This window comes from Hymenobacter caeli (assembly GCF_013294115.1).
Classification (GTDB): domain Bacteria; phylum Bacteroidota; class Bacteroidia; order Cytophagales; family Hymenobacteraceae; genus Hymenobacter; species Hymenobacter caeli.
Genome location: NZ_JABSNP010000003.1, coordinates 156,856 through 169,178 on the forward strand (window position 1 = coordinate 156,856; position 12,323 = coordinate 169,178).

At 66.0% G+C, this 12,323-nt stretch carries 8 protein-coding genes and 1 riboswitch; of the genes, 3 read left to right on the forward strand and 5 right to left on the reverse strand.

The features are described 5' to 3' along the window. Positions 1–58: 58 nt before the first annotated feature. A riboswitch (SAM riboswitch) is annotated at positions 59–173 on the reverse strand. A gap of 154 nt (positions 174–327) precedes the next feature. Next, complete coding sequence (locus HNP98_RS04085; RefSeq protein WP_246274965.1) at positions 328–594, reverse strand: LysM peptidoglycan-binding domain-containing protein; 267 nt, start codon at positions 592–594, stop codon at positions 328–330. 189 nt (positions 595–783) lie between these two features. Between HNP98_RS04085 and HNP98_RS04090 the strand changes: the two genes are divergently transcribed. Both HNP98_RS04090 and HNP98_RS22180 read left to right on the forward strand, forming a co-directional pair. Continuing rightward, positions 784–1,203 carry a hypothetical protein gene (locus tag HNP98_RS04090; RefSeq protein WP_173808781.1) on the forward strand — a complete coding sequence of 140 codons (420 nt, stop codon included), beginning with the start codon at positions 784–786 and terminating at the stop codon, positions 1,201–1,203. 146 nt (positions 1,204–1,349) lie between these two features. Further along, entirely contained in the window at positions 1,350–3,965 is a 2,616-nt protein-coding gene (locus tag HNP98_RS22180; protein ID WP_173808782.1) for an erythromycin esterase family protein, read from the forward strand. Here the strand turns inward: HNP98_RS22180 and HNP98_RS04100 are convergent. Next, complete coding sequence (locus tag HNP98_RS04100; protein WP_173808783.1) at positions 3,952–5,043, reverse strand: lysylphosphatidylglycerol synthase transmembrane domain-containing protein; 1,092 nt, start codon at positions 5,041–5,043, stop codon at positions 3,952–3,954. The genes HNP98_RS22180 and HNP98_RS04100 overlap by 14 nt on opposite strands. Before the next feature lie 180 nt (positions 5,044–5,223). Then, positions 5,224–8,271 carry a TonB-dependent receptor domain-containing protein gene (locus HNP98_RS04105; protein WP_173808784.1) on the reverse strand — a complete coding sequence of 1,016 codons (3,048 nt, stop codon included), beginning with the start codon at positions 8,269–8,271 and terminating at the stop codon, positions 5,224–5,226. A 338-nt stretch (positions 8,272–8,609) separates the two neighbouring features. Between HNP98_RS04105 and dxs the strand changes: the two genes are divergently transcribed. Beyond that, positions 8,610–10,550: a 1-deoxy-D-xylulose-5-phosphate synthase gene (dxs, locus tag HNP98_RS04110; protein WP_173808785.1), complete on the forward strand. Its 1,941-nt coding sequence runs from the start codon at positions 8,610–8,612 to the stop codon at positions 10,548–10,550. 57 nt (positions 10,551–10,607) lie between these two features. Here the strand turns inward: dxs and darG are convergent, their stop codons facing one another. Beyond that, a complete protein-coding gene (gene darG, locus HNP98_RS04115) occupies positions 10,608–11,660 on the reverse strand; it encodes a type II toxin-antitoxin system antitoxin DNA ADP-ribosyl glycohydrolase DarG (RefSeq protein ID WP_173808786.1) in 1,053 nt (350 codons plus the stop codon). Beyond that, positions 11,660–12,298: a type II toxin-antitoxin system toxin DNA ADP-ribosyl transferase DarT gene (gene darT / locus HNP98_RS04120; RefSeq protein ID WP_173808787.1), complete on the reverse strand. Its 639-nt coding sequence runs from the start codon at positions 12,296–12,298 to the stop codon at positions 11,660–11,662. Before darT ends, darG begins: the two co-directional genes overlap by 1 nt. Positions 12,299–12,323: the final 25 nt, after the last annotated feature.

A 12,323-nucleotide genomic window follows, 5' to 3' on the forward strand; every position in this document is an offset into this window, starting at 1 on the left:
CAAGGCCGGCTGGGCGGGGAGGGTCGGGAGGGAGAAGAGGGGGTGGGTCATGGCAATCCGTTCATATTTCCCGCCGGGGCCGCAGCCGAGGGGGTAGGACGTGGCACCTTTCGCGCGGTCGAAGGTTGCCAGCGGGTCACAGAGCCTAATCTCTCGCCGCTTCTGTATAAAATGAAACGCTGCACCGCCGCGAGGGGGAGCGTACCGGGTTGGTAAACGCAAAGATAGGAGCAAAGTTTTCGCCTCCGCAAGTTTTACCGCCGCGGGCGCAAAAACGCCCGGACCAAGGGACCGGGCGTTTTCAGCCTTTTTTCTGCAAAAAAGTACCTAGTTACTAGGTATCACCAACACCTGGCCCACTTCGATGAGGTCAGGGTTGTTGCCGATGAGGTCCTTGTTGGCCTCGTAAATCTGGTGCCACTTGCTGGCGTCGCCGTACTGGTGCTTGGCGATTTTTGAGAGAGAGTCGCCGCTCACCACCGTGTAGGTGTTGGCATCGGCGGGGGCGTCGGTGCTGGCGAACGAGGCATCCGCCCCGGCGGCGGGCGTCGTCTCAACGGGCTTTTTATCGCCTTCGGTGTTTAGGAAATCCATCAAGCCCATGGCGTGGGGGTGGGGTTTTAAGTGAAAGAGGGCGGCCGGGTAGCGGGCCCCGGCAATTGGCGGTTCTTACGGGCCACAAGCATAGAAGTTGTCGAATAAACTATTTATTTACGGTTCCGTAAGCAGGACGGCCGGCACGTGCCAGCGCCTCAACACCCATTCTTTACCATTGCACCTTTCATGAAAAACTCCCAACTGGTTGCCCGTTCCTTTCTAGCCAGCTTCGTGCTGCTGCTTTCGCTGTTCGTGGTGGCCTGCGGCAACGATAAAGGCAAAGTAGAAGCCGTGAACATGTTGTACGGCACCGACAGCAAGGTGTGGAAAACCGCCAAGGAAACCAGCGCCACCGGCGAAAAAATGAGCCAGACCGACCAGCAAAAGCAGGAGGAGCTGCGCATTTTCGCCAACGGTAACTACACCATGACGAGCCCCACCGAATCCACTTCTGGCAAGTACACCTTCGACCAGGCCGGCAAAACCATCATGATGACCCCCCAGGGGGCCACCGCCGGCAACCAGTTTACGGTGGAAACCCTTACCGACGACAAGCTGACGCTGGTGGGTACCAGCGGCGCCAAGCTGATGCTGGAGAAACAATAAGGCACGGCCCCCGGGGCCGCACCACCGCTACCAAAGCCCCGCGCCTACTCGGCGCGGGGCTTTTTTTGGGTTTGCCCGGGGCGCGGAATGCGCAAAAGGCGGGGCGTTGCGTTGGTACTTTGCGGCCTTAATTTTTCATTTTCGCCATGACCCTGATTCGATTGCTGCTGTGGGCCCTGTGCGCGGGCGCGGTAATGCCGGCGCGGGCCCAGCCGGCAGCGCCCGGCCCCGCGCCGGTGCCGGCCCGCCCCCTGCGCAGCCTGAGCCCGTCCGACACCACGTTTGCCGAGCTGGAATTTCTGCGGGCGGAAATTGGCGGGGCCCGGGTGGTGTTCCTGGGCGAGCCCACCCACGGCGAGGGCAACGTGCTGGCGGCTAAAGCGCGGCTGGTGGCGTTTTTGCAGCAGCGGATGGGTTTCACGACGCTGGCGATGGAGAGCGGCTTCTTTGAGCTGCACAAGGCTCAGCAGGGCATCGCGGCCGGCAAGTCGGTGGCCAAAAACCTGGCGAGCAGCGTGTTTCCGGTGTGGATGGGCACCCAGGAATTCCGGGCTGTGGTGCCGCTGGTGGGCCCCGACGGCCTGCGCGTCATGGGCTTCGACCCGCAGCTGAGCGGCGACTACAGCGACGATTTGGCCGACGACCTGGAGGATTTTCTGGAGCCCGAAAAGGGGGCCGACGCCGTGAACTACGAGCTGGTGGGCGACGTGGTGGACTCCCTGGCCGGGCATTATGCCTTCCCGGCCGGCCACCCCCTGGCCGAATTCGAAGCGCAGCTGGCCGCGGCCGACCGGCTGCTGCGCCGCGCCGCCGGGGCCCCCGCCGCCGCGCGCCGCGCCGAGGCGGCCTTCTGGCAGCAGTGCCTGCGCAGCCTGGGGGCCCTGGCCCGCGACTATGCCGCCCACCACCCTAACGCCAAATCCGGCGCCGTCGATAGCAACCCGCGCGACGCCCAGATGGCCGACAACCTGCTGTGGTACCTGCGCCAGCACCCGGCCGAAAAGGTCATCTGCTGGGGGGCCCTGCCGCACTTCGCCAACCATGTAGAGGTGCTCGGTAGCGAGGAGCTGCGCAATTTCCAGCCGATGGGCCGGGCGGTGAAAGCCGCCCTGGGGCCCAACCAAGTGTATATTCTGGGCACATTGGCCGGCGGGGGCACCCACGGGCCGGCGGGCAGCGGGGGCGTGCCCGTGCCCCCGCCCGCCCCCGGTACCCTGGAGGCCGACTTGCTGGCCCGGTCCCCCGGGCCCCTCGCCTTCGTCAGCCTGAAGCACGACGCGCCCGGCCTGCAGCTCACCACGTACGCTTTTGACTACCAGCCACTGGCCGGGCCCTGGAGCGAGGTAGTGGACGGGTTTTTGTTTTTTCGCAACGTGGCCCCGCCGCACGTGGCCCCGCCCGACAGCGCCGCCGGGGCCCCCGACACGACAGCTGCCGCGGCCGTTGCGGCCGACACCGCCGCCGCCGCCGTGGCCGCCCGCGCCGCGCCGCTTGGCTCGCGCAACCCCGCCGCCGGCCGGGGCGGGGCCCTGGTGCACGCGGCCGCGGCGGCCCCCGACGTGTCGGGGGTGCGCCTGGTGCGCGGCCAGGTGCTCGACCAGCGCAGCCGGGCGGGGGTACCCTACGCGTCGGTGGTGGTGCCGGGGCAGGGCAAGGGCACCACGGCCAACGCGCAGGGCCGGTTCGCGCTGGAGCTGCCGGGGCCCACGGCGCTGCAAATCAGTAGCCTGGGCTATGCCACGGCCGTGGTCAAGTCGCCGCGCGGCAACGAGGAGCTGACGGTGCCGCTGGCCCCGGCGGCCTACGCCCTGGACGAGGCGCGGGTCGTCAGCGCCCCGCCCAGCCCGTTGGAAATCATGAAGCGCGTCATCAAGGCCGCGCCCACCAACTACGAGCAGCAGGACTACGCCACGGAGGTGTACGCGCACCGCCGCGTCAGCAACTTCGACACGCTGCGCTACGAGGCCGAAACCGTGGGCCGGCTGCGGGTGCCGGCCGGCTACCGGCACTTTGTGCCGGGGCCGCCGGGGGCGGGCAAAGACCAGCCCACCCTGGAAGTGCAGCAGCAGCACGTGCTGGCCCAGCGCGGGGCCCCGGACCCGGACCCGTACGCCGCGGGGCCGGGCCTGACCGCCGCCTCGGCCGACCCCCTGCGGATTTCGCCGCTGTTCGTGGGCCGCAACCTGCGGCGGTTCACGCTCCGGCTCGACAGCGTGCGCGGCCAGGGCCCCGACGCGGTGTACGTGCTGAGCTTCAGCGCCAAGCAGGCCGACCGCCGCAGCACCGGCACCTCCCTGCTGAGCGGCTACCAGGGCCAATTGCTGGTGCGCGCGCGCGATTACGCCGTGCTGCGCTACGAGGCGCTGTGGCAGGCCGACACCGCGGCCGCCAACGCCGCGGCCCGCAAGCGCTCCGGCAAGGCGGGGGCCGCGGCGGGCCCGCTTGCGCCGGTGCTCACCGCCGGCCGCACCACCCACGTGGTGGACTACGTCTCGGCCGGCGACGGCCGCTACTACGCCCGCCGCAGCGCGGGCCAGGGCCTGAGCGCCGGCCGGGGACCGGGCCGGCACCCGTTCTACTACCAGGTGGCCGTCGAGCAGTTTTTCAAGCCGCTGCCCACGGCCGGCCCGCCGCCCGCGCTGCCCAAAGCGGGTGGCACGCCCGGAGCGCCTGGGGCCCCTGCCCAGCCCTACCGGCCCGAATTCTGGAGCAGCTACCCGCGGCCCGGCGGGGCGCTGGCGGCCCCGGCTACGAAGCGGTAGGGCCCGCCGGCCGGCCGAAGGTGCGGGCCACCCAGCGCGGCAGGTAGGCCACGCCCAGCGCGAGGTAGAAGTAGTACGTCACGATGCGGTAGAGCAGCACGAGGAAGCTCGTCATGGAAGCCGTGCCCATGAAGTGCCCAAAAAACGTGGGGAACGCGCCTTCGGCAATGCCCGCGCCGCCGGGCGTAATGGCCAGCAGCAGAATGACTTTGTAGGTGATGTTGCGGGCGAAGATGAACAGGAACAGGTCGGCATTCATGGGGGCGAAGGCGGCGATGAGGCAGCCGACGATGGCGTAGCGGGCCGTCCACACGAACGCCGTGCTGAGGCAGGCCCGCCACCAGTACAGGGCCCCCGCGCCGCGCAAATGGGCCGAGGCCAGCACCATCTGCTGGCCCTGGCCGTAGGCCTGCCGCCGGAACCGCCGCAGCCCCCGCGCCGAGGCCAGCCGCACCAGCAGCCGCCGCACCGAGCGCGGGTTCACGAACAGGGCGTAGAGCAGCAGCCCGGCGTAGGCCGACACGGCCACGTAGCTCAGCACGAACAGCACCCGCAGCGACTGCACGAAAGCCGATTGCAGCCCGTGCGGGTACAGGGCCCCGCCGGCCAGGGCCACCACCAGCGGCACCATCAGCACGTAGTACAGGTTGTCGAGCAGGGCCGTGACGATGGTATAGGCCAGGGCTTTGCCCAGTGGCAGGCCCTCGCGGGTGAGGATGACCGGGGCCGCCGCCGTGCCCCCGGCCGCCGAGGGCAGCACGCACGAAGCAAACTCCCACACCACAATCACCGCGAACGACTGCCGCCAGCTCAGGGCCCGCTCCGTGATGTGGCGGATGCGGTAGATGTAGCCCAGGTCGCGGGCCCAGAGCACGAGCAGCGTCACCAGCAGCCACTGCCATTTGGCGTGCAGCAGCGGGGCCAGGTCGCCGGGCCGGTACGAGCGCCAGAACAAAAACCCCACCACGCCCAGCCCGATGGCGGCCGGCACTACGATGCGCGACGGCCGCAGCTGCCGCAGCAGGGCGGTGTCCCGGCCGGCGTCGGCGGGGGGGGGCGTGGGGGAAAGGGCGGGCATAGGGCGGGAGTAGTGCGTCAAAAGTACGGGCCCCGGCGCGGGCCGGATGGGCCCCCGCCGTTACCAAACAAAATGCCCTGCCGGGGCCAACCGCGGCAGGGCATTTCATTGAAGCTATTAGCCATTAGCTTCTAGCTGTCAGCTTTTTTTGGGAAGTAGGGGTTTGGCTGGGCCCAAAGGCTACGGCCGCCCGCCGGGGCTGCCCGCCGGCGTGACGCCGCCCGGCGAGGTGGTGCCCGGCGAAGGCGTACCCGCCGGCACGGTGGTGGCAGGGGCGGCCGGGGCCGGCGTGGCGGGCTGCAGGGCCGGGCTGGTGGGCTGCGCGTTGGCCGGGGCCGGCGCGGCCGGCAGCCCGGCGGGCGTGCCCGCGCCCGGAATCGTGCCCGGGGCCGGGGCCAGCGCGGGCGCGGCTCCCGAGGTGCTGTCGGGGCGGGCCGTGCCGTTGGCCGGGGCCTGGCCCGGGGCGGTGCGGGTAGTATCGGTGCGGGTAGCCGCCGAGTCGCGGCGCGCACCGGGGGCCCCGCCAAGGGCCCCCGCGGGCCGGGCACCGCCGGGGTAGGCCCCCGGGGCCCCACCGGGCCGGGCACCGGCCGGCCGGCCGCCCTGGCCGCCGCCGCCCTGGCCGCCTTGGCCACCGCCCTGGCCGCCGGCCCCAGCGTCGCCGCCGCCGCCGCCGCCGCCGCCGCCGCCGCCGCCGTTGTCGCCGCCTTCTTTCAGGTCGTCGTTCTGCACGCCTTTGCGGTTGCGGGGGCGCTGGTCCACCGTGAGCTTGCCAATGCGGTAGCTCAGGTTCACCTTAAAGCTCATGTTGTGCAGCACGTTGACGCTGTTCTGCACCAGCAGCGGGCTGGTGATGTCGTTGCGGATGTTGATGCCGCTCGTAAAGAAGTTCTCCGCCCCGAAGCCGATGCTGCCCTTTTTCTCGGCGAAGTCGCGCTTCACGCTCAGGCTGTAAATGCCGAAGCCGCTCTGGAAGCCCTGGAGTTGCACCTGCCGCCCGCGGTAGAAGGCAAAGGCCTGCAAGCCCCACACCTTGGTGAGGGCGTAGGAGCCGAACAAGCGGCCGCTCGCCACAAAACCTTCGTTGCGGGCGGTGTAAGTCGGGTCGGAAATCCGGTTGTCGAGCACGGCGTAGTATGTGTCCACCCCGCCGTTGATGCTAAACTTGCTGCCCGAGTTCTTGCTCACGAACACGCTGCCGCCGTAGGCGTCTTCCTTGCCCACGTTCTGGTAAGTAATAAAAACGGCCCCCGGGTAGTAGGTGAGGCCCAGCGGCGTGTTCACCGCGTCGATGGGCGAGCGCACCGACTGGATGGAGCCGGTGGTGTTGCGCATGAACCCCGAGAAGTTCAGGTTGGCCTGCTTGAACGACGTGCTGTAGCCCACCTCGTAGTTGTTGGTGTACTCGGGGGCCAGGCCGGGGTTGCCCTGGGTCTGAATCAACGGGTTGGAGGCCTGCACGTTGGGGTTCAGGAATTGCAGCGACGGGCGCTGGATGCGGCGGTTGTAGGCCAGCTTCAGCACGTTGCCGTTGGCGAGCTTGCGCGAGAGGTTCACGCTGGGCACTGTCACGCCGTAGTCGGGGATGTCGGCCAGCGAGCCCTGGCCAAAATCCGCCGTGATGGTGGTGTACTCGAAGCGCACGCCCGGCTTCAGGGTGAAGCCTTTGGGCAGGCCGATGGTGTAGGCCACGTAGCCCGAGCCCACGTTCTGGTTGTAGTTGAACGAGTTGTTGGGCTGCGTGATAACCTGCTGGCCGGTGGCCGAATAAGAATAGTCGCTGTTCACGGTGCGCTTGATGTCCTTCACCCCGAACTCCAGCAGCTGGTTCTTGGCCAGGGGCGTCTGGTAGTCCAGCTGGACGGTCACCTCCTGGTTGTAACTCTTGTTGTTGTTGCCCAGCGTGCCCGTGCGGCCGTCGCCCGCCGAGTAGATGTCGTTGTTGAAGTCGTACACGCGGTTGTTGCGGCTGAACAGCGTCAGCACGCTGAATTCGCGCTGCTCCACCTCGTAGGTGTGGGTGTAGTTCAGGCTGGCGTCCACCGTGCCCGACTGGTCGTTGGTGGTCACGTTGCGCAGCGTCGAGGGCCGGTTGAGGCGCGTGCCCAGGCTGTCGCGGTACGTGTTGGTGAGCAGCGCGTCCTGGTAGTTTTTGGCGTTGCGGGTGCCGTAGCTCACCGAGGCCGCCAGCGAGTTGTGCTTGTCGATGTCGTAGTCCCAGCCCAGCGTGTAGCGCCCGAACACCTGGTTCTGCCGCGTGTCGGCCGACTGGGTGGTGGTCGAGCTATTGGCGTGCGACAGGTCGGTGTACGTCGTCTGGTTGTTGCTGAAGCTGCCCGGCGTGTTGTAGCCGGCCCGCCCAAAGCCGCCGAGCGAAAAGCCCATCTTACCGGTGCGATAGCTGCCGTTCAGGCCCAGGTTGGCCGAGCGGGTGCCGGCGCTGAGGTCGGCCCCCAGCTGGCCGCCGCGCAGGTTATTCTGCTTGGTCACGATGTTGATGATGCCGCCTGAGCCTTCCGCGTCGTACTTGGCCGAGGGCGAGGTAATCACCTCCACGCTCTTAATCTGGTCGGCCGGAATCTGCTTCAGCGCGTCGGCGATGCTGTTGGCGGCAATCGTGCTGGGCTTGTTGTTGATGAGCACCCGAATGTTGGAGGAGCCGCGCAGGCTCACGTTGCCGTCGAGGTCCACGCTCAGCAGGGGCACGCGCTTGAGCACGTCGGTGGCGTCGCCGCCGCGGGTGGTCTGGTCGTTTTCGGCGTTGTACACCGTGCGGTCCACCTTTTCCTCAATCAGCGGCTTCTGGGCCACCACCACCACTTCGCCCAGCTTCTGGGCCGAGGCCGCCAGGGGCAGCGTGCCCAGGGCCACCGCGCCGCCGTCGGCCGGCACCACCACGCCCGCCCGGGTGAAATCCTGGTAGCCCAGGAAGCTGATTTTGATGGTGTAGGTGCCGGGCGGAATACCGGGCAGCACGAATTTGCCGTCGTCGCCGCACACGCCCCCGTTCACGGGGCTGCCGGCGGCGTTGAGCACCGCCACCGAGGCGTAGGACACGGGCTTGCCGTTGGCCCCGTCGGTGATGGTGCCCGTGAGGCGGCCCGCCACGCGGGTGGGGGCCCCGGGCAGGGCCGGCCGGCCGGGGGCCTGTTGGCCGTAGCCGAGGTGAGCGGTGCCCGCTAAGGCCGTGGCCAGCAGCAGGGTAGTGGTAAGAGTTCTGGGTTTCATAAATTTAGGATAGCCTCCAAAGTGCGTAGCCTACGGCAAAAGGTTGCTTGGGGGGGTAGTTATTTTGAAAATCACCGATAAAGAGCAGGATTGTACCGACGAAGCGGGTTTTGCCCGCTGCCACTAACCCGTAGCAGCCCCAGCGGTTTTCGGAACCGGCTACCGGGGCCCCGATGCCCCGACCCGGAAGCCGCATCCGGCGCGGCTTTTAAAACGGCTTGAATGGCCGCGCCGCCGAGAACCGCCTGAGCGGCCGCGCCGTACCTTTACCACTGGCCAGCCAATCATTTCGCGGGCCCGGCGGTTGCTTACCGCCTCCCACTCCGATGCTTGCCCCGATGACAGTTGAACCCGGCCCGCTCCTGGCGGCAATAAACTCGCCCGACGATCTTAAAAAGCTTGCCCCCGGGCAATTAGTGCAGGTCAGCACCGAGCTGCGCGAGTTCATCATCGACACGGTGAGCATCTACGGCGGGCACTTCGGGGCCTCGCTCGGCGTGGTCGAGCTGACGGTGGCCCTGCACTACGTCTTCAACACGCCCTACGACCAGCTGGTCTGGGACGTGGGCCACCAGGCTTACGGCCACAAAATCCTCACCGGCCGGCGCGACCGGTTCCCCACCAACCGGCGCTACGGGGGCATGTCGGGCTTTCCCAAGCGCAGCGAAAGCGAGTACGACGCCTTTGGCGTGGGCCACAGCAGCACCAGCATCGGGGCGGCGCTGGGCATGGCGGTGGCCTCGGACTACAAGAAAGAGTTTGACCGCCAGCACATTGCCGTGATTGGCGACGGGGCTATGACGGCCGGCATGAGCTTCGAGGCCCTGAACCAGGCCGGGGCCATCGGCAACAACATGATTGTCGTGCTCAACGACAACTGCATGAGCATCGACCCCAACGTGGGGGCCCTGAAAGAGTACCTGACCGACATCACCACCTCGCGCACCTACAACAAGGTGCGCGACGAGCTGTGGAACGTGCTGGGCAAGCTCAGCAAGTTCGGCCCCAACCCCCGGCAGATTGCCCGCAAAGTGGAGGCCGCCATGAAGGCGACCCTGATGAAGCAGAGCAACCTGTTCGAGGCCCTCAACTTCCGCTACTTCGGGCCCGTGGACGGGCACGACGTGCAGCACCTGGTGGAGGTGCTGAACGACCTCAAAGCCATTCCGGGGCCCAAGCTGCTGCACTGCGTGACGGTGAAGGGCAAGGGCTACGCGCTGGCCGAGAAGGACCAAACGCTGTGGCACGCGCCGGGCCTGTTCGACAAGATTACCGGCGAGATTTACACTAAAATCCCCACCGCGCCCCAGCCGCCGAAGTACCAGGACGTGTTCGGCCACACGCTGGTGGAGCTGGCCCAGGCCAACGACAAAATAATGGGCGTGACGCCGGCCATGCCTTCGGGCTCGTCGCTGAACCTGATGATGGCCGCCATGCCCACCCGCGCCTTCGACGTGGGCATCGCCGAGCAGCACGCCGTCACGTTTTCGGCCGGCCTGGCCACCCAGGGCCTGGTGCCGTTCTGCAACATCTACTCCTCGTTCATGCAGCGGGGCTACGACCAGGTGGTCCACGACGTGGCCCTGCAAAACCTGCACGTGGTGTTCTGCCTCGACCGCGCCGGCTTCGCCGGGGCCGACGGGGCCACCCACCACGGCTGCTACGACCTGGCCTACATGCGCTGCATCCCCAACATGGTGGTGGCGGCCCCCATGAACGAGCAGGAGCTGCGCAACCTGATGTACACCGCCCAGCTGCCCGAAAACGCGGGCCCCTTCAGCATCCGCTACCCGCGCGGCGAGGGCGTGCTGCCCGAGTGGCGCACCCTGCTCCAGCGCGTGGCCGTGGGCACGGGCCGCGTGGTGCACGAGGGCGAGGCCGGCGGCGTGGCCCTCCTCACCATCGGCCACATCGGCAACTACGCCGCGAAGGCCGCCGCCGCCCTCGCCGCCGAGGGCCTCGACGTGGGCCACTACGACCTGCGCTTCTGCAAGCCCCTGGACGAGGAGCTGCTGCTGGCCGTGGCCCGCCGCTACCGCGCCCTCGTAACGGTGGAGGACGGCTGCCTGATGGGCGGCTTCGGCTCGGCGGTGCTCGAATTCCTGACCGACCAGGGCCAGCACCTGCCCCTGCGCCGCCTCGGCATCCCCGACCGGGTGGTGGAGCACGGCACCCAGGACCAGCTCTACAAAGAATGCGGCTTCGACGCCGCCGGCATCGCCCAGGCCGTGCGCGAACTGGCCGCCAAGGTGCCGGACGCGGCGCTGGCGCTGCGGTAGGGTTAAATAGGGAGGGCCCCGCAGCGGATGCTGCGGGGCCCTGTTTTTAAGCTGCTGCTAAGTAAAGAGTGATTCCTGGTGTTTGTAGCGCTGCAAGTGCTCGTAAGCTACCTGCACATGGTAGGGAGATATTAAGCGGCGTTTCCGCTCTGACCAAGTTTGCAATCCAGCGTGTAGTTGGCCAATGCTTTGGTTCGGCTCGTTCGTTTGCAAAAAATCCACCGATGCCAATACTTCCAATGATAACGAAGATTGAAAACCATCGATGAGCATTAGTAAGCTGTTGAGGCGATGCTGTTGCTCCGGGCTGAGGTGCTGGGCGATGTACGCGCCAAGCTCTTCAAAGTAACCGTAGTTCAGAGCCAGCGGCTCAAATGCTTTTGCTTCGTTTTGCTCCAAGCCCTGTATGTACTTGCCGTTGAGGTTATAGAGCACGTGCTGCACGGCCGGAGAATAAGGGCCGTAATGATGGGCTTTGAACTGTAATTTTAAAGGTTCGCCTAGCCGCTGTAAGAAATAAGCTAACTTATTGGCCGCGAATATGCTGGCTTCTTCGCCCAGGCTTTCGTAAGCGAAAAGGCTATAGAGCAGCATGGCCCGCGCCGGGGTAAGGCGGCCGGTGGCAGCAGGCTTTTGCTGGAGCAGGGCTTTGACCTGCGCGTTTGGTTCGTACACCAACACGTTGGTGGTGGGCAGCCCGCCCAGGTACTGCTCAATCAAAGGACGGACCCGCTCCCAATCGAGGCCCCCGTGGCCGCAACCCAGCGGAGGCAGTGCTACGCTGGTTAGTTGACGCTGCCCGATAAGGTCGGCCAGGGCGCGCAAGCCAGCTTCGACGTAGCCATAGGTAGACTTACGGCGCCAGTCGGTTTTGGTAGGGAAATTAATAATTAGCAGCGGGCCATTTGCCGTCAGTTCCTCCACCGCTAGCAGGTGCCCGGGGGATAGTTCGCCTTGCTTGCAGGCTTTTAGATAGGCTGCGTAGTTCTGTTTAAACCGTTCACGGAATTGCAGCGCCACGCCCTTTCCCATAACCCCGACGGTATTGACAGTATTGACCAGCGCTTGCGCTGGGGCGTCGAGTAGATTGCCGGTGTGGTAGGTTATCATCAGTGAAAATAAAACTTAGCAGCTTCTACGTGCAGAGCAGCGCGGTGGCCTATGGCCTGTAACAGGCCAGCGACGAAAGCTCGCTGGGCTTCGTCGAATACGACGATGTGGCTGACGCAATTCGGCGGAACGTGTTCCCAAACTAAGCATTCGGCTTGTTTGCGCCTCTGACGGTCGTTGTCTTCTGCGTCAGGCCAGTAGCGAAGCTTGATAACGGGCCAATCTAGTTGATCTAGATCGGTTAAGTTGCGGAAGAAGCGGGAGGTACGGGTTTTGGCATGGCCATCAGTAAAAATTACCGGCTGGCCACATGCCTGTACATCAGCCAAGCGGCAGCAAAAGTATACTATGTCGCGTTGCGGGCGTTGCGTCACACCACGCCAACCCGTTTTGATATTCAGTAGCATTGGCGAAAGCGGCCCAAAATAGAAAGGTACATAGTCACCCAAACTGCCAGCACCGACCATTGGGATGTGATATTCGTGCCGGGCAGTGGTTAGTGTTGCATCGCCAATAAAAATATAGTTAGGATCGTGCAACGGATGACTGCGGGTGAATAAGCCATGACGTAAAGCATAGGCCACGTTATCAGCATGGAGGATACGGAACAACCAAACTTCGGCAGGAGGCGTGGCCATTATGCTACCTTGATAAATTGAAAAG